Genomic DNA, 25,672 nt, shown 5'->3' with positions numbered 1-25,672 from the left:
CTCTTTGTCAATACCTTTTCAAAAGTTTTTTGTGATAACTTTCTTCCGCCTCTCCTCCATGTGCTCCACGATGCTGCGCCAGCAGGCTTACTCTTCCTTCACCCTTCCGAAGCGACTTGTTTATTATATCACTCATTCCGCGAATTGTCAACTAAAAGAAAGCCGCCAATCGGCGGCTTTTATTGTTTATGATACACAATATATATTATTTCATATAGGCATACGCGAATCTGCCCGCAAATATTACGCCCGCAGCTATCAGAGCTGCCGCAACTTTTATATGGCTGTCTATATCAGCCTCAAACTTGAACACCTTTGGATCTTTCGGGTCGCACATGAGAAGATGAGTACTTCCCACCTTTAGCGGCTCGCTGTATCCTGCCTTATCCTGTTCCTCGTACGTCTTGCCGTTCATCTCATATTTCAGTGTATGCGCATATCCGTTTACCTGCCTGCCCTTTTTCCGAGTCACCTCTTTCACGCTTACAACTTCCGCTTTTACGATCACTCCGTTTTTCTTGAAGTACATCAGTCTCGCAAGGTAGAGCCCTCCTGCAAGAGCTATTGCTATGCCTGCAACGACAAGTATCAAATTTCCCATAATCTTTCCTTTCTCTTACCAGAGTATGATCTTCTTTCGCAGCTCGCCCAGATCCTGTATACCCTTCGCGCGGTTCGGGTAGGTCTTCTCATAGAACCTGTAGAACTCCATTATCGGGAGATCGGGTTTATTCCCTTTTTTGATTTTCTTCAAGTCCTCCAAGCTTATTTTGTCGCCGACGTGCAGCGCTTTCAGCTTTGGCTTGCCCACATCTGTCAGGAAGCATACTTCCATTCTTCTTATTGTCTGCCGACCATTCCTTGCACCGCCTGTTCGGCTCTCCATAACGTAATAAACTATTTCCTTTACGTCTGAAAGCTCTATGGTATGCTCCTTGCCGAAACTCTTCCATTTCACCTGTTTTTCGTTGTAGAATATCTCCCTTCCCTTGCGGACATTAAGTGCTATGCTTGCTTCGATAACTGTTCCCACTATTCCGAATATCAACAGGAGCACTCCCACAACTTTGTTCTTACCGTATACAAGCACAATTATCCCTGCCGTAAATGCTATCCACGTCAGCGCTGCAAGATACGCAAGTCGATCGAAGTTTTTTCCGTTCCATGGAAATATCTTTATCTTCCTCATATTTTGTTCCATAATTTCTGTCCTTTCGATTTATGTATGCTTTTCTTTTTACGTGCTTATAATAACACTTTTGACCTTTTTTGTCAAATCAAAAGCGTACATCTCACGGCATTGTGCTATCCGTTCGAGCCGCCGCTTCATCGTATGGAACGCCTTCCCCTGCATATCCATGTTACATTGCGTGTATGGCACGGGCAAACGCGGCTTTCGGACGGAATTCCATATAAAACAGGGGCGGATAATATCCGCCCCTGCAATATGTCTCAATTATGTAACGCCATTCACTGTACGGCTGAATCAAGCCATGAGCTTGACCATTACTGCCTTCTGAGCGTGGAGACGGTTCTCAGCTTCCTCAAATATCTCGTTTGCGTGTGCCTCGAATACCTTCTCTGTGATCTCCTCCTCACGGTGTGCAGGGAGACAATGGAGAACCATTGCGTCTGCGTGTGCCTGAGCCATGAGGTCGTCGTTTATCTGGTAGCCTGCAAAAGCCTTCTTACGCTTTTCAGCCTCGCCTTCCTGTCCCATTGAAGCCCATACGTCTGTGATGAGAACGTCTGCGTTCTTTGCAGCCTGCATAGGCGAGTTGGTCATCTCGAACTTGTCGCCATAGCTCTTTGCGAAGTCCAGTATCTCCTTTGGAGGCTGGTAGTCGTCAGGGCAAGCGATAGATACGGTCATACCCACCTTTAAGCAGCCAACGATAAGGGAGTTAGCCATATTGTTTCCGTCGCCGATAAAGCACATTTTAAGACCGTTGAAGCTGCCCTTGAACTCGCGGATAGTCATAAGGTCTGCAAGGACCTGGCATGGGTGGCAGAAGTCTGTAAGACCGTTGATTATCGGAATGCTGCCGTACTGAGCGAGATCCTCTACTTCCTTCTGCTCGAATGTACGGATCATGATGCCGTCAAGGTAACGTGAGAGAACTCTTGCTGTATCCTGAACAGGCTCTCCGCGTCCGATCTGGAGATCGTTGGACGAGAGGAACAGCGGATATCCGCCAAGCTGATACATACCTGTCTCAAAGGATACACGGGTACGTGTGGAAGCCTTCTGGAATATCATACCGAGAGTCTTTCCCTTGAGGTGCGGATGTGGGATACTGTGCTTCAGTTCATACTTGAGCTGGTCAGCAAGGTTAAGTATATCAATGATCTCCTCTGTGCTGAGATCGAGCATTTTAAGTAAGTGTTTCATTATAAATATCTATCCTTTCATTTCTTTGCGTCATTTGTTCATCTCGCCGAACGCTCTGTCAACAGCGACGGCAAACAAAGGAATATAGTCATCGAACGCAGTATTTTCGATGGTCACATGATACTGGAGATCGCCTGTAACAGCAACAAGGGTCTTGATACTTCCCACGTTCTTTCCGTCGAGGATTATATCAAAATCCTTTCTGTTCTTGCTGTTGATCTCAAAATTCATCGTCTTATGTCTGACCTTGAATGAAGGGTCGAGGTACAGCGATGTACACTGCATGACCATGAAAACATTATCATTGAGAATTATGGTAAAGGTCGGGCTTTTCGAGCTTCCTGTCTGAACCAGAGTATAGAGATTATAGTTATTTATGTCCATGAGGTTGAATTTAGCACCGAAGCCTTTTTTCTTTACATTATACAGGAGTTTGCCGTTTTTATCTACAACAGTATATTTTCCGTTTTTACCTGATACTTGTATCTCCATACTCATTCCTCCAGTATCTCTATCAGAATTTTCAGTCCGTCCTTTAGTTCATCGTAAGAAATTGTAAGCGGAGGGAGAAGTCTAACCTTCTCTTTGGCAGTCAGCACAAGCAACCCCCTTTCAAGAGCTTTCTGTGCTACGTCGTGAGCGTCCTTGTTCTTCAGAGTAATACCGATCATCATTCCCAGACCGCTCACCGCTTCGACTTCACTGCATTTTCCGAGTTCATTCTTTATAAACTCCGCTTTTTTTCCGACTTCATCGAGGAATCCTTCACTTTCGATCCTGTCGAGTACTGCAAGACCACCTGCACAGGCAATGGGGTTGCCGCCGAAAGTGGAGCCGTGAGTGCCTGCTGTAAGCACTCCGCTGCACTTCTTGTTCACGAGACAGGCACCCATAGGCACACCGCCTGCGATGCCCTTTGCAAGTGTAGTAACATCAGCTTTTCTGCCAAAGTGGTCTCCCGCAAGGAATTTTCCTGTACGTCCCACACCTGTCTGCACCTCATCAGCAATAACGAGTATATCCTTTTCTGCGCATAGGTCATAAACTGCATCGACAAAATCTTTATTGAGGGCATTAACGCCGCCCTCTCCCTGTACGTACTCAAGCATCACCGCACACACTGTCTTATCTTCGAGCTTTTCTTTAAGGTCTGCGATATCATTTGCGGTAACGTTTACAAAGCCTTCAAGGAACGGAAAGAAGTAATTATGGAACACATCCTGACCTGTTGCGGAGAGCGTAGCTATCGTTCTTCCGTGGAAGGAATTAACAAGGGTGATGATGGTATGTCTTCCCTTGCCGTATTTATCGAAGCTGTATTTCCTTGCCACCTTTATTGCACACTCATTTGCCTCAGCGCCGCTGTTACAGAAGAAAACTGATTCATATCCCGAAATACTACAAAGTTTATCGGCAAAATCAGCCTGTACCTTTGTATAGTAGTAATTGGAGCTGTGCTGTAATGTTCTTACCTGAGCGCACACAGCGTCAGCCCATTTTTCATCGCAGTAGCCGAGGGAATTAGTACCGATGCCGCTTCCGAAGTCGATATATTCCGTGCCGTTCTCGTCCTTACAGCGTCTGCCGCTGCCCTGCTCCATAACGAGGGGGTAGCGTCCGTAGGACTGCATAACGTGCGAATTAAATTTATCTATAGTATTCATAAAGTCCTCCTTGGGGCAGACTGCCTTGGACTTTTTCAGACACACTATTATTATAGCTCTGAATGGCAGTCAAAATCAATCATTACCCGAATAATATTAGTAAATTTTTTGTATACAAGTAAATTATTTTACGAGAAGAATAATTCTTATACAAACTGTGTGCCGATTCCTTCGTTGGAAAGTATCTCAATGAGTATAGAATGGGGCACTCTTCCGTCTATGATAACGGTCTTGCTGACACCTCGTCTGACAGCTTCCACGCAGCAGTCTATCTTTGGTATCATACCGCCCGATATTATACCCTGTCTCTTGAGGAAAGGAACTTCACTGACATTGACCTCGGGGATAAGAGTTGTGGGATCATCTTTGTCGCGGAGAAGACCTGCTATATCGGTCATAAGGATAAGATTCTCGGCTCCAAGCTCGGCAGCTATTCTTGCAGCGGCTGTATCAGCGTTGATATTGTATGTATTGCCCTCCTCGTCGGTGGCAACTGTAGCAATAACAGGGATATTTCCGTTTGCAAGAGCGTCCGTGATAGGCTTTGTGTTCACCTTTGTGATCTCGCCGACCCAGCCCAGATCCTGTCCGTCATCGGTCTTTTTCTTCTCAGCCATGAGCATCTCTCCGTCTATGCCGCAAAGACCTACTGCGCTGCCCTTATGCTGTGCAAGAAGCTGTACCAGCTCCTTGTTGACCTTGCCTGAGAGAACCATTTTTACCACATCAACTGTAGCGTCGTCGGTATATCTGAGACCGTTGACAAATCTGCTCTCGATATTGAGCTTCTTAAGCATATCGCTTATCTCGGGACCGCCTCCGTGTACAAGAACGACCTTTACGCCGACCAGTGAAAGAAGCACGATATCCGTCATTACGGCATCTTTCAGTTCCTTATTGGTCATAGCGTTTCCGCCGTACTTGATAACAAGTATCTTATTATTATACTTCTGGATATAAGGCAGTGCGTCAATAAGCACCTGCGATTTGTCATTGTTTGAGATCTTTTCCATTTTAACTTTACTTCCTTTATATTATTTAAAATTAAACGAGCTTTGCCCGATAAACATTCTGTCAGCTCCACAAATATCAAAAGAAGCCCTGTATCGCATCATTGAGTATCCTCTCAACTCTTGCGGGGTCATTTATCTCATAGAGCGCCAGCCTGAAGCTGCTGCCTGCTCTCTGAGAGCCTCTGTACATAAGTCTTGTGGTAATGTACACATTGCCCATGTTTTTGCCTAACATAGAGCGTTCGACCTTGATGATGTCATTAAGCGCAACGCTTGAAGTGCCCGAAGTACCTGCAATGATAACTCTATTGTTCGTCAGTGCATAGAAAGCTGTCATGCTGCTTTTCGTCATTGATACAACTCCTGCGACAATAAGCAGAAGACCAAAAATAATCAGCATCGGCGAACACGCGCCTGCGACTAAAAGTGCGATACCCGTAAACATGATATATAAGCCCACAGGCTGCTTTGGATTTTTTCCTGTGTTGGAAGACGGCTTTACGTTATTCTTGCTGCCGACCCATACAAGGCGTTCGCCGCGTTCCAGCATTCCCTCAAAAAAGTTCTCGAGGCTTGCGTAATCATCGTATTGATGCTGTTCGGAATCCGCATCTTCATAGGTCTGCTCGTGGTTATGTTCACATTCCCTGACAGTATTTATATTTGAATACGTCTGCTCGTGGTCATGGTCGCACTCTCTCACGGCAGTCATGTCGGAATACGTCCGCTCGCGGTCATTGATCTGCTCGCTACGGTACTCCTTTGACGGCGCTATATAGTCATCGTCATACTTCGATGCATACTTTTCATTATAGTCATCGTAATCTTCTTCACGTTTCCTTCCGAACATCTGCTCACCCACTATTTTCTTTTATAAATAACAGTGCCTTCACCTAATGAATCAATATCATCTTTGCCGTTGTTTAAAAGCTGCTTCTGCTTTCTGATGATACATTCCGCCATTGATGACGATGATATATTGTTGAACTCTATCCACTTGACCTTATTTTTTCTCAGATCAAAAGAAGTAAACAGCCTGAGCGTTCTTATATTATTTCTGACAGGAAAAGACTGTATCTTTTTTATTTCCGAAAGCTCCGCATCTTTTATCTTATCATCGTCAAGAACAATGACACGCAGGTTTGTAATTGCATATATCCTGTTTTTTCTTATGTTTACATAAAACGAAAATGACAATGGAACAATGATAAAAACTATACCAACAATACTGCAAACTAACCTTGCACTAATGTCATTAAACTGAGTGAACGCAAGCCAAACACAACCGATACCTGCCATAAAATGAAATATGGTTAATACAAATGCTATCTTCTCAAAGAAGATCGTTATCTTCGGAAGTTCTTCCTTTGAAGCTTCATGCTCACACCAGATAATATATTCATCATCTCCGATGTACGGCATTACCTTTTCTTCATAAGCCTTATCTGTTTCAATCATCTTCAAAGCCGCAAAAATTCATATCATGAACGGTAGTCTCCGTTGATCTTTACATAATCATAAGTGAGGTCGCAGCCCCATGCGATAGCCTTGCCCTCGCCGTTGCCGAGAGATACGAGTATCTTGATCTCCTCTTCCTTGAGTATCTTCTTTGCGATAGCTTCTGAGAACTCCACAACATTGCCCTTGTGTCCAAGCTGGATAACAAGACCGTTGTCAGAAGCCATTTCCACATCGACATTGCTGATATCGAAATCAGCGTCCGAATAGCCCAGTGCGCAGAATATTCTGCCTGCGTTAGCGTCCTCGCCGAATATCATAGCCTTGATAAGGCTGGAACCTACGATAGACTTTGCAACCTTCTCGGCGATCTCGCCTGTCTCAGCACCTCTTACAGCGCACTCGATAAGCTTTGTAGCGCCCTCACCGTCACGAGCCATAAGTCTTGCAAGGTTCATCATTACTGCATAGAGAGCGTGTTTGAACTTTGCAAACTCAGCGTCCTCAGTTGTTACAGGAGTGTTTCCTGCTGCGCCCGATGCCATGATGAGCACCATGTCATTTGTGGAAGTATCGCCGTCAACGCTTACTCTGTTGAGAGTTTCCTTAACTGTAGCGTCAAGAGCTGCCTGTATCATTTCCGAAGAAATATCAGCGTCAGTTGTAAGGAAGGTAAGAGTTGTAGCCATATTCGGGTGTATCATGCCGCTGCCCTTGAGCATACCGCCGAGAGTGCAGTTCTTGCCGCCCATCTCGAATTTTACTGCGATCTCCTTTTCACGGGTATCGGTTGTCATGATAGCTTCAAGAGCCTTCTTGTTGCCGTCGTAAGCAAGACCGCCTGCAAGCTCGTCCATAGCGTTTGCGATAGGCTCGATAGGGAGAACCTGTCCGATAACGCCTGTGGAAGCTACTACCACGTCGTTCTCGTCGATACCGAGAGTATTTGCAGCGAGCTGGCACATCTTTGCTGCCTTCTCAACGCCGTCGGGGTTGCAGGTGTTGGCGTTTACAGAGTTTACGATAACAGCTCTTGCCTTGCCGTCCTTGATATGCTCCTTTGTAACTAAGATAGGAGCGCCCTTTACCTTGTTTGTGGTGTATACAGCTGCAACATTGCAGTCGTTATCAGCAACGATGAGTGCGAGATCGTTCTTCTTTTTTGCGCTTGGGAGAGCGTTGTTTGCAGCTGCGTTAGCCTCGTCCATTTCTCCGAGAGGCTTGTGCGCAAGACCGCACTGAACTCCGTTTGCTCTGAATCCCTTAGCAGCGCACACGCCGCCCTCAATAAAAGTTACGTTCTGTAATTGTACCAGCTTCATGCTGTTTCCTCCTTGATCTTCTGTGCGAATTTAGAAATAATGGAAATATACTCCCGCTTTCCGTCCTCGGAATCAAAGTGGTGGCATTTTGCCATAGTACCTGCTTTTTCGAGAACATTGCTCATCTGCGGATAGAAAAGCCTGAGGTATTTTTCCTTGCCTTTGTAAAGATTGAACATCAGCTGACCCTCAAACATTTCCCCCACGAACGGATCGTCGCTGAGCATTTCTATAGCTCTCTTCATCGCAATGCGAGAGCATATCCTCTGACGGAGCATACGGCTCACGTCTGCAAGACTGAGCTGATCCTTCGTCTTCTCCATAATGGTGTTGAACCATTCATCGACGGTATAATCAAGGCCGTCGTCCTCGATGAGATCGTACTCATAGATCTCCCTTAATGTTCTGCTCATTATTCATTCCCCCCGAAATGATTTTTCATGTTATCGTGTCACCTCAAACAAGTCCCGTAGTTTCGTCGATTCCCATCATTATGTTAAGGCACTGTACAGCAGCACCGCTTGCGCCCTTGCCCAGATTGTCAAGGCGTGAGCAAAGGAGTATCTGCTCGTCATTGCCGAAAACAAACACCTGCATCTTGTTCTGTCCGCTGAGAGTATTTGAAGCAAGGAAGAATGCTTTCTGCTCGTCCGCAGACATAAGAGGCATTACCTCTATCATTTTTGCGCCCTCATAGTGCTTTGCGTACATCTCGTGTACCTGCTGTGCGGTCACTTTCTTGTCCAGCATTCTTGTCTGGAGCGGAACGCTCACTACCATGCCGCTGAAGTAATCGCAGACCATAGGGTTGAACATAGGTGTATATGTAAGTCCCGATACAGCCTTCATCTCAGGCAGGTGCTTGTGCTGCTGAGAAAGAGCGTACTGACGGGGACTGTTGAACTCGTAAGGCTTATCCTCGCCCTCGTATACTGCGATAGCCTTCTTGCCTGCTCCGCTGTAGCCCGAAGTAGCATAGGCGAATACAGGGAAGTCCGCAGGTATGATGCCGTTGCTTACCAGCGGATAAACTATTGAAGCAAATCCGCTTGCATAGCAGCCCGGAACAGCTACTCTGTTGGACTTCCGGATCTTCTCCCTGTGAGCAGGTGAAAGCTCGGGGAAGCCATAAGCCCATGCGGGATTTGTACGGTGAGCTGTTGAAGCGTCGATGATGCGAACGTGGTCGTTGTCCTTGTCGATGAAGGAAACAGCCTCGATAGAAGCCGCATCAGGCAGGCAGAGGAACACATAGTCTGCGCTGTTGATAAGTCGGGCACGTTCTGACGGGTCTTTTCTAAGCTCCTCGCTTATCTTCATTATTTCGAGGTCGTTCCTGTTCTGGAAACGCTCCTGTATTTTCAGACCTGTTGTGCCTTCCTGACCGTCTATATAGATTTTTACTGACATAATGTTTTCCTCCGTTTTTCGAGAAGTAAGATAATCCTATGAAAAGGATCGATTTTTTAGGGGACGCCTTCACTTGCAAGGCGTCACCCTCTCAAAAAACAGTCCACAGGACTATTTTTTGATTCACCCCTTGCGAAGCGCTTTGTCTATTTGGGGCGCTGCCCCCACCCCTGCAAGGGCTGTCAGCCCTTGACCTGACCAAAGGGTTGTAAACCCTTTGGAATCCCACAATTATTCTATTTCGCTTTGTTTTTTCTTTTACTTACCTTGCGCTCGTATTTTGCACGTTTTGGGTCTTCAAGGTCGGACTTGTCCTCTATCATCGAGTGCCACACGCTGACTCCCAGCGTTATGACTAAAATGACCGCGAACCAGACTATATGCGTCTTAGGCACAACGGCTACCCACAGTCCCATGACCAGCTCACCTATGACCCATACAACTCCCATAAATATGGTAAGTCCTATTATAAAAGTTACGTCTTTTTTCTTCATATCACAGTCCCAGTGCCTTTTCTGCAAGAGCTATCTGCTCCTTAACAGCATCGGGTGAAGGACCGCCCTCGGACTTGCGCTCACGAACGCAGGTGTCAAGGCTGATAGCCTCGTAAACGTCCTCGGTAAAGAGATCTGTCATTGCCTTGTAATCGGCAAGGGGCAGAGTTTCGAGAGTAAGCCCCTTCTGTATGCACTGAGCAACGAGAGTACCTGTTATCTTGTATGCGTCACGGAAAGGCATACCCTTCTTAACGAGGTAATCAGCACAGTCCGTAGCGTTTATGAAGCCTCTTGCAGCTGCGTTTCTCATATTATCCTTGAGAACGCGCATGGTTGCAAGCATTGGAGTAAATGTCTTTACGCAGAGCTTAACGTTGTCAACAGCGTCGAATATAGCTTCCTTGTCCTCCTGCATATCCTTGTTGTATGCGAGAGGAAGTCCCTTCATCATAGTGAGAAGGGTCATGAGGTCGCCGTTGACACGTCCTGTCTTGCCGCGGATAAGCTCCGTAACATCGGGGTTCTTCTTCTGTGGCATTATTGACGAGCCTGTAGCAAAAGCGTCGTCGAGCTCCACGAACTTGAACTCCCACGAGCACCAGAGGATAATTTCCTCGGAAAATCTTGAAAGGTGTGTCATAAGAAGTGACAGTGCGCAGTTCAGCTCCACACAGTAGTCTCTGTCGGAAACTCCGTCAAGGCTGTTCGGCATTGGAGCTGTAAAGCCGAGAAGATCGGAAGTCTGCTTTCTGTTGGTCTTATAGGTAGTACCTGCAAGAGCGCCGCTGCCCAGAGGACAGTAGTTCATTCTCTTTGCGGTATCCTGAAGTCTTTCCATATCGCGGAGAAGCATCCACACATACGCCATGAGGTGATGTGCAAGAGTTATAGGCTGAGCTCGCTGGAGATGAGTATAACCGGGCATGATAGTCTCGGTGTGCTCCTTAGCCATCTTCACGAGAGTAACAGCAAGCTCCTTGACCATAGCGTAGATCTCGTCGATCTCGTCGCGGAGATAAAGTCTCAGGTCAACTGCGACCTGATCGTTTCTTGAACGTGAGGTATGAAGTCTCTTTCCCACGTCGCCGAGACGCTTTGTGAGCTCAGCTTCCACGAACATATGGATATCCTCGGCATTGGGGTCGAGCTCCAGCTTGCCGTTGTCGATATCGACGAGGATACCTTTCAGACCTGCGATTATTTCGAGGCTGTCCTCCTTGGTGATGATGCCGCAGTCTCCCAGCATAGTAGCGTGGGCGATACTGCCCTTAATATCGTGGCGGTACATACGTCCGTCAAAGGCAATGGAAGAGTTGAAGGCGTTCACGCCTGCGTCCACCTGCTTTGAAAATCTTCCTGCCCACATCATATCTGCCATGTTTTTCTCTCCTTGTTGTAGCCATTCGCTTTTGTACGGGACGGCGTTCTCGCCGTCCCTGATCACGTTATTTATCAACGGGGCGATGCAGACATCGCCCCTGCATTTGCGGTCGATTGCGATTTATCGTTTACTGACGGGCGAACACTGTGCGCCCTTACAGGTCAATTCTTCGTTTCTAAAACAATTTTATCTTTTCGGAACGCCGAGAGCGGTGTTCCCTGCAAGTTAATAATGCTTCTTATTTTTTATTGCCGCATACTCCTTGAATACCTCAAGACATTCCTCACGGTGGAGCTCCTCCGAGATATCCTCGGGAGCTTCATAAAACTGCTTGTCCCTGAAGCCTATCTTATCGGTATCGGATATATTGCAGCCGTAGAACACCTTTTTGATGTTTGCCCACATTATAGCGCCTGCGCACATGGGGCAAGGTTCTGCGGTGGTATAAAGCTCGCAGCCTGAAAGGTCATGGCTGCCGATATTTTTGCAGGCATCGCGTATCGCCATCATCTCGCCGTGACAGGTAGGGTCGTGTCTTTTGACGACTTCGTTGTGCCCCTGACCGATTATCTCGCCGTCCCTGACAATAACGCAGCCGAAAGGGCCGCCGTGGCCTGCATTTATGCCTGCTCTCGCCTCGTCAATGGCGAGCTTCATGAATTTATCCATAGTTTTATATTTCGATGTATTTGTTGCGGTAATACAAGTCCTCGCGGACGGTAAAGCCCATATGCTCCCAGAACTGATTTCCGTTTTCGTTGTGTGTGAACACCACCAGCAGGACTTTCTGTATGCCCTCTTTTCTGAGAGCCTCCATAGCGCTTTCCACCAACATTCTTCCGATACCCTGTCCGCGGCGGTCGGGAGCAATTACAACATGGTGAAAGATACCGCGTCTGCCGTCGTGACCTGCCAGTATCGTACCGATTATCCTGCTGTTTTCCTCGGCAACAAAGCTCGTGGTGGGATTGCGCTTCAGGTATCTTGTGAAGCCTTCCTCGGAGTCGTCAACAGGGTTTGTGCCTTCATGGTCTTTCCAGACTTCCTCAACGCCTTTCCAGTCGTTGATAGTCATGAGTCTTGTCGTCACCATAGTAATTCTCCTTTCTTCAATATGTAATGCTTAATTCGTAATTCGTAATTGCGGAGTACCTGCGACAGCAAATCAAAGGGACGCTTATGCATCACTTTTAAATGTATGAGCGAAGCATATATATAATTATGCATTACGCATTACGAATTACGCATTATAAAAAATCGTAACAGGCAGGAGGAAGTCCCCTGCCTGTATAATTATTCAGATATCAAATCATATATCTGTCATCACGGCGGCAGCTTTTCCATGAATATCATAGGAAGAATGAAGAACAATGCTCCGATGATGCTCACCATAACACACGCCGCGCTTATCATGACAGCTCTTTTGTCATAGACCTTTTTTAAAAGTCTGCTGTATCTTACGTTGTATTCTTTTCCGATAATGTATTTCTTTGAGAGCTTACCTTCGCCGTTTTCAGCAAATTCTTTTTTTATGCCTCCCACAAGGCAATGATGTACTTCACCGTCTATGTCATAGCAGGCAACCGCACTTTTCATTCCCTTCGGCACTTCAAACCTTACCAGCTTTCCCACGCACCTTTTTGAGAAAAGTGCGATAACGCAATAGAAGACAAAGATCAAGCTCCATGAAATAAAAGCCAGAGCAGCTCCGAACGCTATAACGGCAACGAGATTAATTGCAGGTATATTGAACATACCGAACACAGCACACAATACCAGAAGCATGACAACAGGTTCAAGCAGACCTATTTGGGTATGCTTTGAAAGAAGATAGCCAACTCCCAGTGCAGGCAGAGCAAACACTATAAGCATGGTAAGCAGGGTATCCCAATTATCAGATAAATTGTTTAAATTCTCATTCATACGCCCCTACCGTAATGAATAATGTCATATATGAACATCCCGCCTGCGGACAGTATACACTGCGCCGCAGTTCGGGAAAAAATGATATCAAATTACTTGTTGTTTCTCTTCTTGTCGAGCTGAGCCTTTACCTTGATCGGGAGACCGAAGAGGTTGATGAAGCCTGCTGCGTCAGCCTGATTGTAAACCTCGTCCTCATCGAATGTAGCAACTTCCTCATCATAGAGTGTGTATGGTGAAGTTACGCCTGCATTGATGATGTTGCCCTTGTAGAGCTTGAGCTTAACGTCGCCTGTAACTCTCTCCTGAGTCTTGTCAACGAAAGCTGTGAGAGCTTCACGGAGAGGTGTGTACCACTGACCGTTGTAAACGATATCAGCGAACTTGATTCCGAGGTACTGCTTGATACGTGCAGTTTCCTTGTCGAGAGTGATAGTTTCGAGAACTTCGTGAGCGTGGTAAAGGATAGCACCGCCGGGAGTCTCGTAAACGCCTCTTGACTTCATACCAACGAGACGGTTCTCAACGAGGTCTGCAAGACCGATACCGTTCTCGCCGCCGAGCTTGTTAAGAGCTGATACCATCTCAACGCCGTTGAGTGTCTTGCCGTCGAGCTGTGTAGGAACGCCCTTCTCGAAGTGAATTGTGATATATGTAGGCTTGTCAGGAGCGTCGATAGGAGATACGCCCATTTCAAGGAAGCCCTTCTTCTCGTACTGCGGCTCGTTTGCAGGATCTTCAAGATCAAGACCCTCGTGTGAAAGGTGCCAGATGTTCTTATCCTTTGAGTAGTTTGTCTCTCTGTTGATCTTGAGCGGGATATTGTGAGCTTCAGCGTAGTCGATCTCCTCGTCACGGCTCTTGATGTCCCATTCTCTCCATGGAGCGATGATAGCCATTTCAGGAGCGAAAGCCTTGATAGCAAGCTCGAATCTTACCTGATCGTTGCCCTTGCCTGTGCAGCCGTGGCAGATAGCGTCAGCGCCCTCAGCGAGTGCGATCTCAGCGATACGCTTTGCGATGATCGGACGAGCGAAGGAAGTACCGAGCATATATCTGTTCTCATAGATAGCGCCTGCCTGAACTGTAGGATATACATAGTCCTGAATGAACTCTTCCTTGAGGTCAGCGATGATAAGCTTTGAAGCGCCTGTCTTGATAGCCTTCTCTTCAAGTCCGTCGAGCTCCGTGCCCTGTCCTACGTCGCCTGAAACAGCAATAACTTCGCAGTTATTGTAGTTTTCCTTGAGCCACGGAATGATAATAGAAGTATCAAGTCCGCCTGAGTATGCGAGAACAACTTTTTTGATATCTTTTTTGTTTGCCATAGTAATGACCTCCTGAATATAAACACTGCATATAGCAGCATGGATTATCAATATAGTTCTATTATACTACACATGAAAAGAATGTCAAGTATATTTGCATAAATATTCATTTTTATCAAAAATATTCATTGTATTCCGCATATTATTCACTCAGGCAATATTCTGAGCTGTTGCATACAGGTTACTTCCATTAGTCTTTGAGTGAAAAAGCCTTGTTAAATCTCAGTCGGTTTTGTACGAATTTACGATTTTTGAGCAAAACAAATCGAATTGCTTGATATTTCAAGGTTTAACGTTTATAATGAGAGTATAAAAAGGGCTCTGCTGCTATAAACAGAACCATGCAAAGTTTTCCTATACATATATGGAGGTTAACATTATGGCTGATAAAAACGGAACAAAGATAACGATACTGGGTGCAGGCAATGTTGGTGCAACTGTTGCATATACATTCGCTGTTGCAGGTACTTGCTCCGATATAGTTCTTGTTGACATCAACAAGGCAAAGGCAAAGGGCGAAGCTATGGATATCCGCCAGGGCGTTTCCTTCGGCGAAAATGTTGAAGTATTCGACGGCGGCTACGAAGACGCAAAGGATTCAGATATAGTTGTAGTAACACTTGGTCTTGCAAGAAAGCCGGGACAGACACGTCTTGACCTCGCTCAGACAAACGTAAATATAATCAAGGAAGTTATGCCGCAGGTGGCTAAATACGCTCCCGATGCAATATACGTGGTTGTCAGCAACCCTGTTGACATACTCACATACACTATCCTCAAATGCACAGACCTCAAACCAAATCAGGTAATAGGCTCGGGAACGGCTCTCGATACATCAAGACTTCGTTCTATCATCGCTGACCATGTGGGTCTCAGCCCTAACAGCATTCACGCTTACGTATTCGGCGAGCACGGCGATTCATCGTTCATTCCGTGGTCACTTACAAATATCGCAGGTATCCCTATGGAAGAATACTGCGCAGATCAGGATCACGCCGACCTCGACGAGGACGAGATAATCAATGAAGTCCGCACAGCAGGTGCTGAAGTTATCAAGAGAAAGGGCGCTACTTTCTACGCTATCGCTATGAGCGTAAACAAGATATGCGATTCCATACTCCGCGACGCAAACAACATCATCACTGTATCGACTATGATAAACGGAAGATACGGCGTAAACGACGTTTGCCTCAGTCTCCCGTGCGTTATCGGCAGCAACGGTATCGAAAGAGAAGTTTCTCCGAAGCTCAACGAACAGGAGATAACTAAGCTTCAGGAAAGCGCAAAGGCTCTCAGAAAGGTCATCGACCAGATACAGTTCTGAGCTGAGTGCTTGCAGAAAGCATACATATGTGATATAATGAGCCGTAGAGCATTTCGCTCTGCGGCTTTTTTGCAGCGTATCGGCTTCAGGCAGTTGGGCGTGATACCAAACGGATTCAGAATGAAAGACGGACATTTAGAGAATATCTGTCCGTATTATATAGAGCTGTAATAATACGTCACGCCGTACCATGCAATATTAGTGATATTTCGGAACGCCGAGGACGGCGTTCCCTACAATAAAGGAATGATATTTATGAGTTTAAATGATACACCGTCCTCGGAGAGAGTCCATATCGGCTTCTTCGGACGCAGAAATGCAGGCAAATCCAGCGTTGTCAACGCCGTTACGGGTCAGGAACTGTCCGTGGTCTCCGACGTTAAGGGCACTACCACCGACCCCGTCACAAAGGCTATGGAACTTCTCCCTCTCGGCCCTGTTGTCATAATCGACACCCCAGGCTTCGACGACGAGGGAACTCTCGGCGAAATGAGAGTCCGCAAGACAAAACAGATACTCAACCGCACCGACCTTGCCGTACTCATCGTTGACGGCTCTGTCGGACTTACCGAAACGGAAAAGCAGCTTATCGAAATTTTCACAGAAAAGGATATTCCCTATCTCACAGTATACAACAAGTCCGATATCGCTGCAAAGCGCGTCTGTCAGGAAAACGAGATCGAGGTAAGCGCTCTCACGGGAGCTAATATCTACGAGCTGAAGGAACGCATCGCAGCTCTTGCAAAGCTCCCCTCGGACGAAAAGCGCATTGTCGGCGACCTTCTCGGCGCAGGCGATATGACCGTTCTCGTTACGCCTATAGACGCTGCTGCGCCAAAGGGCAGAATGATACTGCCGCAGGTCCAGACTCTCCGCGATATCCTCGACGCTGACGCTATGGCGGTCTTTACAAAGGAGCATCAGCTCGCCGAAACTCTTGAAAAGCTTGCTGCTCCGCCTAAAATGGTCATCACAGACAGTCAGGCGTTCGCAGTTGTCAGCAGAATCGTCCCTGAGAGCGTTCCGCTTACATCGTTCTCAATACTCATGGCGAGGTACAAGGGCTTCCTCGAAACCTCGGTAAAGGGCGCAGCTGCCATAAAAACGCTGAAAGACGGGGATACTGTCCTCATATCCGAGGGCTGCACCCACCACCGTCAGTGCGGAGACATCGGCAGTGTGAAGCTCCCTGCTCTCCTGAAAAAAACTACAGGGAAAACGCTGAATATAGAGCTTAGCTCGGGACGTGAGTTCCCCGAGGACTTGTCGAAATACAGCCTTGTGATACACTGCGGCGGCTGTATGCTCAATGAACGCGAAATGACCTACCGCCGCAAGTCCGCAGAGGATCAGAATGTACCCTTCACCAATTACGGTATCGCCCTCGCTATGATGAACGGCATATTAAAGCGCAGTCTGGGCATATTCCCCGACCTCGCAAAGGAGATAGAATGAAAGCGCGTCTGCCGTATATAGCAGGTTTTCTGCTGCTCACAGCTGTTGAAGTCTGCATAGGGATATTCGAGTTCAGCGTATTTGTGCGCTCCTACCTCGGCGACGTAATCATCGTATGGGTGCTGTACTGCCTGTGGCGCTCGTTTTCGCCGAAGCGCGGGAACTCTTACCTTATAGCAGGCGGAATACTCGTCTTTTCTTTTATAGTTGAGTTCCTGCAAAAAGCTCATATCGCTGACATACTCGGTGTTGAAAACAAGCTCCTGCGCATAATAATCGGTACGAGCTTCGCCACAAAGGACTTATGGTGCTATGTAGCAGGAACTGCTGTCACAGTGCTGGAAATATTTATATTCCAAAATCTTTTATCAAGGAGAAGGCAATGAAAGTCCTTTCATATTTTGATCTGCTGATAGCTATAGGAATAATGGTGCTCTCGCTGTACTGTCTGAAAAAATACAATGACAAACAGAAAAAATGGGAGGACTTCAAAGCAAATGCCCAATATCATAATTACTCCGCGCCTTCCCCGTATACAGAATATCGCCGCTGGAAACGCAATAACAAGAATATCACGTTTTTCATTACGCCTTTCATGGCTGCTATAGTGTATATCGTTCTCAGACTGAACGGCACTATAGGCAACATTTTCCTTTAATAAGCAGAAGTTCTCCTGTATGCATATAATGGATAGAGACTGTATAAATTCAGTCTCGCAGGCAATAATAATGACATCAGCTGAAATTCATCATATATCGGGAGAAATACTATGTCAGTCAAACGCGGAGAAATATATTACGCCGACCTCAGTCCTGTAGTTGGCTCTGAGCAGGGCGGTATCAGACCTGTACTTATAGTCCAGAACGACGTGGGTAACAAGCACAGTCCCACGGTCATAGCCGCTGCTATCACCAGTCAGCGCGACAAGAACCACCTGCCCACCCATATTGAGGTGCAGGCAGACAAATGCGGTCTTGCAAAGGACAGTATCGTGCTCCTTGAGCAGATACGGACTATCGACAAGCGCCGCCTGAAAGACAAAATGGGCGAGCTCGACCTCAATTCCATGACCAAAGTGGACACAGCTCTTTCCATAAGCTTCGGGCTGGAAATATGACAGTCCGCACACATTTTTCGATGATATCGACACGGGCGCACACTGTGCGCCCTTACGTTTTTTTCGGAACGCCGCAGATGCCGTCCCCTACAAGCTAACGGTTGATAATGGCTGATAAAACAGGCACTGCAATGCTGAAGCCAAGTGCTGTGAGAAGCTGCACCATATCAGGAGCTACCGTGCTGAATATAACCTGCATCTGCGGTATCATAACCGCTGCCGCAAGAACTGCTCCCGAGACGAGAACTGCTCCCACAAGCTTCATATTGCCGAAGGGATTCATGCGGAATACGCTCTTTCGCTCGGAACGGCACTCGAATACGTGTATCAGCTGCGAGGTCACAAGAGTTATGAGCGCAGCCGTGCGGCAGGCTTCAAGAGAACCGCCCATGCGCATCACCACAGTGAAGCTTGCAAGGGTGGAAAGCCCGATAAATATGCCCCTTATGACTATTTTCCACATCAGACCGCCTGCAAAGAAGCCCTCTCCCGAACGCCTCGGCGGACGTGTCATTATGTCGCTCTCGGGACGCTCCATTCCCAGAGCTACCGCAGGAAGTCCGTCAGTGACCAGATTCACAAGGAGTATCTGCACGGGCAGCAGCACGATGGGCATCCCCGTGATTATTCCCAGAAACATGGTCAGCACCTCGCCTATGTTGCAGGACAACAGGTACCGCACGAACTTCCGTATATTGGCGTATACGCACCGCCCCTGCTCAACAGCGTCCACAAGGGTCGCAAGGTTGTCATCAAGGAGTATCACATCTGCCGCCTGTTTGGTGACATCAGTTCCCGTAACTCCCATAGCTACGCCCACATTGGCTTCCTTTACCGCAGGAGCGTCATTCACTCCGTCCCCTGTCATGGTGACTATCTCGCCGCGCCGCTTGAAGCTCCGCACTATGCGCAGCTTATGTACGGGCTCGACCCTTGCGAATACCGTATATTTCCCGATATCACGGTCAAGCGCTTCGTCTGTGAGCTTATCCAGTTCAGCTCCTGTTATAGCATTTCCGCCTTTGAGCAGTCCTGCCTGTTTTGCAACTGCCACGGCGGTTTTTTTATGGTCGCCCGTTATCATGACCGTTTTCACGGAAGCTGCCGCACATTTGCGTATAGCGGTCTTTGCTTCCTCACGAGGAGGGTCGGTCATGCCGGCAAGTCCCAGAAATACCAGCTCTCCGCAGTGCGGAGCGAAAACCTCTGATGTACATACCGCCAGCACAAGTACTCTCAATGCCCTGTCGGACATATCTTCCGCTTTTTGTTCAAGCTCTCTGCGCACAGCTGCCGTCATGGGGACAGCTCTGCCGCTTTCGTTCATATATCGGGAACATCTCGGGAGTATGACCTCCTCAGCGCCCTTGAAGTACATCTTCTTTTCACCGCCGCAGGAACAGTGTACCGCCATGAATCGGGTCTCGCTGTCAAAGGGAAACTCCTCCAGTACGCGGAAGCTTTCCGAAAGAGACTCCTTCGTGATGCCTGCCTTTGCCGCCGCTATCAGCAGAGCCGCTTCTGTTGGGTCGCCTGTGACCTTCCACTCGCCCTTTCCCGCAAGAACGCCCCTGTTTCGGCTCTTTGGAGCTTCCTGAGCGTTTATCTCAGCCGTCGAGCACAGCACTCCGCATCGCAGAGCCTCCGCAAGAGCCTTCTCCTCGGCAGTATCCACGGCAGTTCCGTCCTCTTTGGTAACAGCTCCGCTTACCCTGTAGCCCATACCGCTAAAAAAATGTCCGCAGCCTGCCGTGTAAAGCTCCGTAACGGTCATTTTGTTCTCGGTGACAGTTCCTGTCTTGTCGGTGCATATCACCGATGTACAGCCGAGAGTTTCCACGCTGTGGAGCTTGTTCACGAGAGCTTTCTGCTTCAGCATACGGTTCACAGCCAGCGCAAGAGCTATAGTCACCGTGGCAGGAAGTCCCTCGGGTATTGCCGCGATAGCTATGGTTATGCCCGTCATGAGCATATCAAAGACGTTCTCGCCGCGAAGAACTCCTGCACCGAACACGGCTGCGCATACGATGAGGCATATCACCGCCACAGCTCTTCCCAGCTCGGCAAGGCGCTTCTGTAAAGGAGTAGGCTCGCTGTCGATGTCCGTGAGCATCTCCGATATCCTGCCCATTTGCGTCCGCATACCCGTTGCGATGACTTTTGCGCGGCAGGTGCCCTTGGTCGCGGAAGCTCCGCAGTAGACAACATTCGGCTTGTTCAGCGAATTGTCCGTATCGTCCGCGCTGCCTGCCGTCTTTCCCACAGCCACGGATTCGCCTGTGAGTATCGACTCGTCGGAGAAAAAGCCTGCCGCTTTCAGCACAGCGCAGTCCGCAGGTATACGGTCGCCTGCTTCAATCTCGATGATATCGCCTGTTACCAGCTTCGCCGCTTCGATCACGGTGAGCCTGTCGTCACGCCAGCATTTTGCCGTAGGAGAGGTCATGGAGCGCAGGGCTTCGAGAGTATGCTCCGTGCGGTACTCCTGCACAAAACCGAGTATCGCATTGAGCAGTACAATGAGGATTATCGTTACTGCGTCGGAGATCTCTCCCAGAAGCACCGATATCACCGTTGCTCCGAGAAGTATCATCACCATAATGTCTCTGAACTGTCCGAGAAATATCTTCAGCGGACCCGTTTTCCTGCTGTCTCCGAGGACATTCTCGCCTTCTGTTTTCAGCCTTTCAGCTGCTTCGTTTTCTGTAAGACCCATACCTTCACCCTTTCGAGAACCGTTGTCCTTACAGGATATGTCCGTGGTGGGACAAATATGACAGCAGGAAGCTATTATGAGCTGTCGGGAACACCAGCCCCTACAGGATAAAGGCTCAAAAACCGAATATATTGCATGAAGGGAAAAAATATGCTATAATGAATGCAAAAGCAGTATCTTAAAAATCTACAAGGTCGTGATAATTTTTGTTCCTGAATAACCTCATTTTCAGCCTGAATGCTACCGTTCCCGTTTTTCTCATGATGGTGTTCGGCTGGTTCGTACACAGGATAAAGCTCCTCGACGACAACGCCACTTCTCAGGTGAACAGGTTCGTGTTCCGCGCACTTCTCCCTGCGCTGCTGTTCATGGACTTGTCTACTGCTGACTTCCGCGCTGTCTGGGACGGCAAATTCGTCCTTTTCTGTATGTGCGTCACAGTCCTGAGTGTAGGCATCGCCGTGATCTACTCCATGATATGCGGCAAGGGTCACGAACGGGGCGAGATAATACAGGCGAGCTACCGAAGCAGTGCCGCTATCCTCGGTATTGCCTTTGTCAACAATATCTACGGTCACTCGACTATGGCTGCTCTCATGATAGTGGGAACTGTTCCGCTGTACAACATCATCGCCGTGACCACTCTTGCTGTCACCTCGCCCGATACGGACAAGGCAAAGGACAGGGCTTCTCTCGTGAAAAGCACGGTAAAAAGCATAGTCACCAATCCGATAATACTGGGAATAGTTGTTGGTATAGGCTGGTCGCTGCTGAAGATACCACAGCCTGTGATACTCTCGAAGTCAGTCACTTACCTCGGAAATATGGCTACACCTCTCTCGCTCATATCGCTGGGAGCTTCGTTCAGATTCAATGATGCTAAGGGAAAGTTCCGCGTAACACTGGGCATAGCCTGCATCAAACTGGTGCTGTTCTGCTCCATATTCCTGCCCATAGCTATAAAGCTCGGCTTCCGCGGCGAAAAGCTCATAGCCATACTGGTAATGCTTGGCAGTGCAACTACGAGCAGCTGCTTCGTTATGGCTAAGAATTTCGGTCACAAAGGCATCATAACCGCCTTTGCCGTAATGCTCACCACACTGTGCAGTGCCTTTACTCTGACAGGCTGGCTGTTTATACTGAAAACGCTTAATTACATCTGATACATATTACATTTCGCAGGAACGACTACTGGTCGCCTGCAAATAACGAAACAACAGTGCCGTTTGCAAATATATACATCAATAAAATAATAATAGGAAGTGATATTATGCCATACTGCGGAAAATGCGGAAAAATGCTGGGCGACGGTGAGACCTGCAGCTGTTCTCAGACACCGCCCGCAGCTGCTGCCGAGCCGTCGGCTTTCCCGAATATCCCTCGCAGCAGCAGCTTCGACCCCACTGTTGACCCTTACGTTGATTACAAGTATGAGAACGATCCCTACAAAGTCAGCAGCGATAAAACCAGCCATGCCGCGTTATTCACTGTGCTATTCATTGTGGTCTGCGCTTTCACTCTTATAATAGCGTTCATATTTATCCAATGGTATTATATCAGAAAAAGCAGCGCCGATAACGTCCGCCTCGATATGATCGCTGTCAAGGCTGCCGATATCACGGAAAGCGCCGATAATGTTCTCGGAGAGCTAAACCGCATGGAACTCCCATTGCAGGGACTTTACTTCATAAGCTCAGATGAAAATTCAAATGCAGCCGTTCCCTTCGATGTGGGTGAATTCTACAGCAGAATGGATATACATACGCAGGAGGACGTTACCTGTCAGTACTTCATCATCGTGCTGAACGGCAAGGTGAAGTATACGGCAACTGCCCGCGAATGGACAAAGGGCAAAGTTGATACGCTCCCCGATAAACACGGCGTTCCTGTGTACTTCACCACAGACGATATGTATAATAAGCTCAACAGCAGCACCTGTCTCGATGACGTATACTGGGACGCATATGACAAAATTTTCCGTTATGATTAATGTAAAAGGAGCTGTTACGTGCAGCTCCCTTTTTTATCCGTATCAGCTTCGGACAGGTACGGAATGAATGTATAATAATGCTTTTTCTGCACATGATACCTTTGAAACGGAGGTATCATCATGGCAAAACGTATCGCAGAGGGAGTATTCAGCATGGATACTCCTGTAAGAATACACGGCTTTGCAGCTGTTGCAGGCGAAAAAGAAGGCGACGGTCCTCTCGGGAGCTGCTTCGACAGGATAATCCCCGACAGTCACTTCGGCATGGATACATGGGAACAGGCTGAGACACGCTTCCAGCTCGAAGCTGTTCGTCTTGCACTGGAAAAGGCTCAGCTCAGCCGCGAAGACCTCGACAGCATTTGTGCAGGCGACCTCATAAACCAGTGTACGGGCTCCGCATACAGCGTCCGCGAGCTCGATGTGCCGTTCCTCGGACTTTACGGAGCCTGCTCCACTATGGCTGAGGGACTTATCATCTCTGCTGTCCTCACCGACAGCGGTATTGCCCGCCATGCGGCTGCCGTTACATCTTCCCATTTCTCAACTGCGGAAAGGCAGTTCCGCTTCCCTCTGTCCTACGGCGGTCAGAGGACTCCCACCGCACAATGGACCTGCACTGCTTCGGGAGCTGTTATCCTTTCCCGTGAACACGGCTCTGTATGCATCGCAGGCGGCTGCATAGGCAGGATAACAGACCTCGGCGTGACCGATATAAACAATATGGGAAGCGCTATGGCTCCTGCCGCTGCGGATACCATTATGCGCTATCTTTCGGCTACCAAAACTGCTCCCGAAGACTACGATCTCATCGTCACGGGCGACCTCGGCATCGTCGGCAGCAGCCTCCTCCTCGATATCCTTATGAAGCAGGGCGTGGATATTTCTCCGCAGCACAAAGACTGCGGCGCTATGATATTTTCCCCCGAACAGCAGGATACCCACTGCGGCGGATCGGGCTGCGGATGCAGTGCAAGCGTCCTCTGCGGACACTTCATACCCATGATGCTGCGCGGTGAGGCAGACAGTATACTCTTTGCCGCAACAGGTGCGCTCATGTCTCCCATGTCCCTTCAGCAGGGCGAGAGCATTCCCTCTATCGCCCACCTCGTCCACCTCAGAAAGGAGCAGCTATGATATACGAACTCGCAAAGGCTTTTATTGCAGGCGGAGCTCTCTGCGCCGTGGGACAGCTCCTTATCGACCTCACTAAACTCACACCGGCAAGGATACTCACGGGCTTTGTTATAGCAGGCGTTATACTCTCGGCGACAGGACTTTATCAGCCCTTTGCCGACTTCGCAGGTGCAGGAGCTACAGTTCCGCTGACAGGCTTCGGTCATCTTCTTGCTCAAGGCATAAAAAAAGCCATCTCTTCAGACGGCTTTCTCGGTATATTCACGGGCGGTCTCACGGCTGCTTCGGGCGGAGTTGCCGCAGCTCTCCTGTTCGGGCTGACTGCCTCCCTCATATTCAGACAGAAGGATAAATAGTCCGCCCAATGCTGATCCGGAATTGTGGGGGCGAGTTCCGCTCACCCGTAAATAACAGCATCGTTATTGCGTGTTGTGGTATGGCACGGGCGCACACTGTGCGCCCATACGTATTGTTTTATACTGTATATTTTTAATCCGTCTGTGACATCGGCTCGTCACCGCTGCTGCTTTTCTTCTTGAATTTCTTGTGCTTGATAATGCCCACAGCAAGCAGAACAGCTCCTGCTCCTGCGAAGAAAAAGTGAATTCTCCTGTGATCTGACGAAGAATAATCATTGAGCGTGTAGTTATAAGAAGGATCAGCAGGATCGTAATACACAGGTATACGGGTTCCTGAAATATTCCCTGGTCTATACGTATATCTGGTCGAGTCCTTATACTCCTTGCCGTCAACTTCAAATTTGTATCGGATAATATATCTGCGACCAAACTTTGGTATCTTGTCTTTGCCATGATATATCGTCTGTGTTTGCACGTCTGTGATGACAGCCGTTGTGCGTTCGGTACAGCGATCCTGAATTTTTTGTCCTTTTATATCTATATACGCCATGAACAGCGCCACCACCATGATGAGAGCTCCAAAAAATATCATGGCTTGGTAGTTTTCGTCCGGACTGTACTTCCTTCGGAAAACCTTCGGTCTTTTCTTTCTCGGTCTTTTGTTTTTGCCTTTTGGCTTACTCATTTTGTCCCCCCCTTGATTTTTGGCTCCTATATCAGATTTATTATACTGATTATAGCATATTTTCTCGCTACTGTCAACAGCTCCTGTAGCAAATTGCACATCAAGGCCGTCAGAGCTACTATATCAATTATGCATATAGACAAAATTGTCCCGTCTTCCCTCTTTTCCTCTTGACTTTTTCCCAATTATGTAATATAATAATTTAGTCGCAAGCGACAGTAAATATGTGGCGGCATAGCTCAGTTGGCTAGAGTACTCGGTTCATACCCGATTGGTCGTTGGTTCGAATCCTACTGCCGCTACCAAGACGGCCCGTTGGTCAAGAGGTTAAGACATCGCCCTTTCACGGCGGAATCATGGGTTCAATTCCCGTACGGGTCACCATTAATTGGTTACTGCAAATGGCTGATTTAAGCCATTTGCAGTTTTTTATTATTTTAACCAACTACCCGTGACCACTTACTGACCACTTATTACCACTTTTAACTATTTTCAGGTGTG

The 25,672-nt window shown here is 47.9% G+C and carries 28 protein-coding genes, 2 tRNA genes and 1 pseudogene; 12 read left to right on the top strand and 19 right to left on the bottom strand.

Annotated features, from left to right (window positions below):
* Positions 1–205: 205 nt before the first annotated feature.
* The 17 genes from K6G33_RS02345 to K6G33_RS02265 all read right to left on the bottom strand — a co-directional run bounded on the left by K6G33_RS02345 (position 206) and on the right by K6G33_RS02265 (position 14,388).
* Positions 206–601 (bottom strand): DUF3592 domain-containing protein, encoded by a 396-nt coding sequence (locus tag K6G33_RS02345; RefSeq protein ID WP_296775817.1) that lies wholly within the window; start codon positions 599–601, stop codon positions 206–208.
* A 15-nt stretch (positions 602–616) separates the two neighbouring features.
* On the bottom strand, positions 617–1,201 hold the full coding sequence (locus K6G33_RS02340; protein WP_296775815.1) for a hypothetical protein: 585 nt from the start codon (positions 1,199–1,201) through the stop codon (positions 617–619).
* 285 nt (positions 1,202–1,486) lie between these two features.
* Positions 1,487–2,392: an ornithine carbamoyltransferase gene (argF, locus tag K6G33_RS02335; protein WP_296775812.1), complete on the bottom strand. Its 906-nt coding sequence runs from the start codon at positions 2,390–2,392 to the stop codon at positions 1,487–1,489.
* Between the two features lie 30 nt (positions 2,393–2,422).
* Complete coding sequence (locus K6G33_RS02330; protein WP_296775810.1) at positions 2,423–2,884, bottom strand: LURP-one-related family protein; 462 nt, start codon at positions 2,882–2,884, stop codon at positions 2,423–2,425.
* A gap of 2 nt (positions 2,885–2,886) precedes the next feature.
* A complete protein-coding gene (locus K6G33_RS02325) occupies positions 2,887–4,056 on the bottom strand; it encodes an aspartate aminotransferase family protein (RefSeq protein WP_296775807.1) in 1,170 nt (389 codons plus the stop codon).
* Between the two features lie 146 nt (positions 4,057–4,202).
* Positions 4,203–5,069, bottom strand: coding sequence for an acetylglutamate kinase (gene argB, locus K6G33_RS02320; protein ID WP_173449242.1), 867 nt, complete (start codon positions 5,067–5,069; stop codon positions 4,203–4,205).
* A 76-nt stretch (positions 5,070–5,145) separates the two neighbouring features.
* Positions 5,146–5,919, bottom strand: a complete 774-nt coding sequence (locus K6G33_RS02315; RefSeq protein ID WP_296775803.1) for a PH domain-containing protein — start codon at positions 5,917–5,919, stop codon at positions 5,146–5,148.
* A gap of 11 nt (positions 5,920–5,930) precedes the next feature.
* On the bottom strand, positions 5,931–6,527 hold the full coding sequence (locus K6G33_RS02310; RefSeq protein ID WP_296775801.1) for a hypothetical protein: 597 nt from the start codon (positions 6,525–6,527) through the stop codon (positions 5,931–5,933).
* A gap of 23 nt (positions 6,528–6,550) precedes the next feature.
* Positions 6,551–7,849, bottom strand: a complete 1,299-nt coding sequence (gene argJ, locus K6G33_RS02305; protein ID WP_296775799.1) for a bifunctional glutamate N-acetyltransferase/amino-acid acetyltransferase ArgJ — start codon at positions 7,847–7,849, stop codon at positions 6,551–6,553.
* Complete coding sequence (locus K6G33_RS02300) at positions 7,846–8,262, bottom strand: contact-dependent growth inhibition system immunity protein (protein WP_296775796.1); 417 nt, start codon at positions 8,260–8,262, stop codon at positions 7,846–7,848. Before K6G33_RS02300 ends, argJ begins: the two co-directional genes overlap by 4 nt.
* 43 nt (positions 8,263–8,305) lie before the next feature.
* The gene (gene argC, locus K6G33_RS02295) at positions 8,306–9,259 is read right to left on the bottom strand and encodes an N-acetyl-gamma-glutamyl-phosphate reductase (protein WP_296775794.1); all 954 of its coding nucleotides are present in this window, start codon (positions 9,257–9,259) and stop codon (positions 8,306–8,308) included.
* A gap of 236 nt (positions 9,260–9,495) precedes the next feature.
* Entirely contained in the window at positions 9,496–9,753 is a 258-nt protein-coding gene (locus K6G33_RS02290) for a hypothetical protein (RefSeq protein WP_296775791.1), read from the bottom strand.
* Between the two features lies 1 nt (position 9,754).
* On the bottom strand, positions 9,755–11,134 hold the full coding sequence (gene argH / locus K6G33_RS02285) for an argininosuccinate lyase (RefSeq protein WP_296775790.1): 1,380 nt from the start codon (positions 11,132–11,134) through the stop codon (positions 9,755–9,757).
* Positions 11,135–11,362: 228 nt separating this feature from the next.
* Positions 11,363–11,806 (bottom strand): nucleoside deaminase, encoded by a 444-nt coding sequence (locus tag K6G33_RS02280; RefSeq protein WP_296775787.1) that lies wholly within the window; start codon positions 11,804–11,806, stop codon positions 11,363–11,365.
* 4 nt (positions 11,807–11,810) lie between these two features.
* Positions 11,811–12,230 carry a GNAT family N-acetyltransferase gene (locus K6G33_RS02275; RefSeq protein WP_296775785.1) on the bottom strand — a complete coding sequence of 140 codons (420 nt, stop codon included), beginning with the start codon at positions 12,228–12,230 and terminating at the stop codon, positions 11,811–11,813.
* Between the two features lie 230 nt (positions 12,231–12,460).
* Positions 12,461–13,060, bottom strand: a complete 600-nt coding sequence (locus K6G33_RS02270) for a hypothetical protein (protein ID WP_296775783.1) — start codon at positions 13,058–13,060, stop codon at positions 12,461–12,463.
* Between the two features lie 92 nt (positions 13,061–13,152).
* On the bottom strand, positions 13,153–14,388 hold the full coding sequence (locus K6G33_RS02265; RefSeq protein ID WP_296775781.1) for an argininosuccinate synthase: 1,236 nt from the start codon (positions 14,386–14,388) through the stop codon (positions 13,153–13,155).
* 379 nt (positions 14,389–14,767) lie between these two features.
* On the opposite strand from K6G33_RS02265, the gene K6G33_RS02260 reads away from it, so the two are divergent.
* From K6G33_RS02260 to K6G33_RS02235, 6 genes and pseudogenes are all read left to right on the top strand, one after another.
* A complete protein-coding gene (locus K6G33_RS02260) occupies positions 14,768–15,712 on the top strand; it encodes an L-lactate dehydrogenase (RefSeq protein WP_367270450.1) in 945 nt (314 codons plus the stop codon).
* Between the two features lie 72 nt (positions 15,713–15,784).
* A pseudogene (locus tag K6G33_RS02255) lies at positions 15,785–15,883 on the top strand (GNAT family N-acetyltransferase); the annotation flags it as partial.
* An 84-nt stretch (positions 15,884–15,967) separates the two neighbouring features.
* Positions 15,968–17,167 carry a [FeFe] hydrogenase H-cluster maturation GTPase HydF gene (hydF, locus tag K6G33_RS02250; protein WP_296775774.1) on the top strand — a complete coding sequence of 400 codons (1,200 nt, stop codon included), beginning with the start codon at positions 15,968–15,970 and terminating at the stop codon, positions 17,165–17,167.
* Positions 17,164–17,553 carry a DUF2809 domain-containing protein gene (locus tag K6G33_RS02245; protein ID WP_296775771.1) on the top strand — a complete coding sequence of 130 codons (390 nt, stop codon included), beginning with the start codon at positions 17,164–17,166 and terminating at the stop codon, positions 17,551–17,553. The genes hydF and K6G33_RS02245 overlap by 4 nt, the downstream gene beginning before the upstream one ends.
* Positions 17,550–17,825 carry a hypothetical protein gene (locus K6G33_RS02240; protein WP_296775770.1) on the top strand — a complete coding sequence of 92 codons (276 nt, stop codon included), beginning with the start codon at positions 17,550–17,552 and terminating at the stop codon, positions 17,823–17,825. The genes K6G33_RS02245 and K6G33_RS02240 overlap by 4 nt, the downstream gene beginning before the upstream one ends.
* A gap of 111 nt (positions 17,826–17,936) precedes the next feature.
* Entirely contained in the window at positions 17,937–18,284 is a 348-nt protein-coding gene (locus K6G33_RS02235) for a type II toxin-antitoxin system PemK/MazF family toxin (protein WP_173449223.1), read from the top strand.
* 94 nt (positions 18,285–18,378) lie between these two features.
* On the opposite strand, the gene K6G33_RS02230 is transcribed toward K6G33_RS02235, so the two are convergent.
* Positions 18,379–21,000 (bottom strand): cation-translocating P-type ATPase, encoded by a 2,622-nt coding sequence (locus tag K6G33_RS02230; protein ID WP_296775767.1) that lies wholly within the window; start codon positions 20,998–21,000, stop codon positions 18,379–18,381.
* A gap of 206 nt (positions 21,001–21,206) precedes the next feature.
* Here K6G33_RS02230 and K6G33_RS02225 point away from each other — a divergent pair, with 206 nt between their 5' ends.
* From K6G33_RS02225 to K6G33_RS02210, 4 genes are all read left to right on the top strand, one after another.
* Positions 21,207–22,163: an AEC family transporter gene (locus tag K6G33_RS02225; RefSeq protein WP_367270449.1), complete on the top strand. Its 957-nt coding sequence runs from the start codon at positions 21,207–21,209 to the stop codon at positions 22,161–22,163.
* A 107-nt stretch (positions 22,164–22,270) separates the two neighbouring features.
* Positions 22,271–22,990, top strand: a complete 720-nt coding sequence (locus K6G33_RS02220; RefSeq protein ID WP_296775765.1) for a hypothetical protein — start codon at positions 22,271–22,273, stop codon at positions 22,988–22,990.
* 120 nt (positions 22,991–23,110) lie between these two features.
* On the top strand, positions 23,111–24,127 hold the full coding sequence (spoVAD, locus tag K6G33_RS02215; protein WP_296775763.1) for a stage V sporulation protein AD: 1,017 nt from the start codon (positions 23,111–23,113) through the stop codon (positions 24,125–24,127).
* Positions 24,124–24,483: a SpoVA/SpoVAEb family sporulation membrane protein gene (locus K6G33_RS02210; RefSeq protein WP_296775760.1), complete on the top strand. Its 360-nt coding sequence runs from the start codon at positions 24,124–24,126 to the stop codon at positions 24,481–24,483. Before spoVAD ends, K6G33_RS02210 begins: the two co-directional genes overlap by 4 nt.
* A gap of 133 nt (positions 24,484–24,616) precedes the next feature.
* Here the strand turns inward: K6G33_RS02210 and K6G33_RS02205 are convergent, their stop codons facing one another.
* On the bottom strand, positions 24,617–25,171 hold the full coding sequence (locus K6G33_RS02205; RefSeq protein WP_296775757.1) for a DUF3592 domain-containing protein: 555 nt from the start codon (positions 25,169–25,171) through the stop codon (positions 24,617–24,619).
* Between the two features lie 228 nt (positions 25,172–25,399).
* Between K6G33_RS02205 and K6G33_RS02200 the strand changes: the two genes are divergently transcribed.
* Both K6G33_RS02200 and K6G33_RS02195 read left to right on the top strand, forming a co-directional pair.
* Positions 25,400–25,476 (top strand) — tRNA-Met (locus K6G33_RS02200).
* A gap of 4 nt (positions 25,477–25,480) precedes the next feature.
* Positions 25,481–25,555 (top strand) — tRNA-Glu (locus K6G33_RS02195).
* The last annotated feature ends 117 nt before the right edge of the window (positions 25,556–25,672 follow it).

This window comes from Ruminococcus sp. (assembly GCF_024691275.1).
Classification (GTDB): Bacteria; Bacillota; Clostridia; order Oscillospirales; family Ruminococcaceae; genus Ruminococcus.
Note: the sequence above shows the minus strand (reverse complement) of the source record. Positions and strands in the feature narration are given on the sequence as shown.

Coding starts and splice junctions, on each gene's coding strand:
- K6G33_RS02345 (WP_296775817.1), bottom strand. CDS start 601: ATGGGAAATTTGATACTTGTCGTTGCAGGCATAGCAATAGCTCTTGCA.
- K6G33_RS02340 (WP_296775815.1), bottom strand. CDS start 1,201: ATGGAACAAAATATGAGGAAGATAAAGATATTTCCATGGAACGGAAAA.
- argF (WP_296775812.1), bottom strand. CDS start 2,392: ATGAAACACTTACTTAAAATGCTCGATCTCAGCACAGAGGAGATCATT.
- K6G33_RS02330 (WP_296775810.1), bottom strand. CDS start 2,884: ATGGAGATACAAGTATCAGGTAAAAACGGAAAATATACTGTTGTAGAT.
- K6G33_RS02325 (WP_296775807.1), bottom strand. CDS start 4,056: ATGAATACTATAGATAAATTTAATTCGCACGTTATGCAGTCCTACGGA.
- argB (WP_173449242.1), bottom strand. CDS start 5,069: ATGGAAAAGATCTCAAACAATGACAAATCGCAGGTGCTTATTGACGCA.
- K6G33_RS02315 (WP_296775803.1), bottom strand. CDS start 5,919: ATGTTCGGAAGGAAACGTGAAGAAGATTACGATGACTATAATGAAAAG.
- K6G33_RS02310 (WP_296775801.1), bottom strand. CDS start 6,527: ATGATTGAAACAGATAAGGCTTATGAAGAAAAGGTAATGCCGTACATC.
- argJ (WP_296775799.1), bottom strand. CDS start 7,849: ATGAAGCTGGTACAATTACAGAACGTAACTTTTATTGAGGGCGGCGTG.
- K6G33_RS02300 (WP_296775796.1), bottom strand. CDS start 8,262: ATGAGCAGAACATTAAGGGAGATCTATGAGTACGATCTCATCGAGGAC.
- argC (WP_296775794.1), bottom strand. CDS start 9,259: ATGTCAGTAAAAATCTATATAGACGGTCAGGAAGGCACAACAGGTCTG.
- K6G33_RS02290 (WP_296775791.1), bottom strand. CDS start 9,753: ATGAAGAAAAAAGACGTAACTTTTATAATAGGACTTACCATATTTATG.
- argH (WP_296775790.1), bottom strand. CDS start 11,134: ATGGCAGATATGATGTGGGCAGGAAGATTTTCAAAGCAGGTGGACGCA.
- K6G33_RS02280 (WP_296775787.1), bottom strand. CDS start 11,806: ATGGATAAATTCATGAAGCTCGCCATTGACGAGGCGAGAGCAGGCATA.
- K6G33_RS02275 (WP_296775785.1), bottom strand. CDS start 12,230: ATGGTGACGACAAGACTCATGACTATCAACGACTGGAAAGGCGTTGAG.
- K6G33_RS02270 (WP_296775783.1), bottom strand. CDS start 13,060: ATGAATGAGAATTTAAACAATTTATCTGATAATTGGGATACCCTGCTT.
- K6G33_RS02265 (WP_296775781.1), bottom strand. CDS start 14,388: ATGGCAAACAAAAAAGATATCAAAAAAGTTGTTCTCGCATACTCAGGC.
- K6G33_RS02260 (WP_367270450.1), top strand. CDS start 14,768: ATGGCTGATAAAAACGGAACAAAGATAACGATACTGGGTGCAGGCAAT.
- hydF (WP_296775774.1), top strand. CDS start 15,968: ATGAGTTTAAATGATACACCGTCCTCGGAGAGAGTCCATATCGGCTTC.
- K6G33_RS02245 (WP_296775771.1), top strand. CDS start 17,164: ATGAAAGCGCGTCTGCCGTATATAGCAGGTTTTCTGCTGCTCACAGCT.
- K6G33_RS02240 (WP_296775770.1), top strand. CDS start 17,550: ATGAAAGTCCTTTCATATTTTGATCTGCTGATAGCTATAGGAATAATG.
- K6G33_RS02235 (WP_173449223.1), top strand. CDS start 17,937: ATGTCAGTCAAACGCGGAGAAATATATTACGCCGACCTCAGTCCTGTA.
- K6G33_RS02230 (WP_296775767.1), bottom strand. CDS start 21,000: ATGGGTCTTACAGAAAACGAAGCAGCTGAAAGGCTGAAAACAGAAGGC.
- K6G33_RS02220 (WP_296775765.1), top strand. CDS start 22,271: ATGCCATACTGCGGAAAATGCGGAAAAATGCTGGGCGACGGTGAGACC.
- spoVAD (WP_296775763.1), top strand. CDS start 23,111: ATGGCAAAACGTATCGCAGAGGGAGTATTCAGCATGGATACTCCTGTA.
- K6G33_RS02210 (WP_296775760.1), top strand. CDS start 24,124: ATGATATACGAACTCGCAAAGGCTTTTATTGCAGGCGGAGCTCTCTGC.
- K6G33_RS02205 (WP_296775757.1), bottom strand. CDS start 25,171: ATGAGTAAGCCAAAAGGCAAAAACAAAAGACCGAGAAAGAAAAGACCG.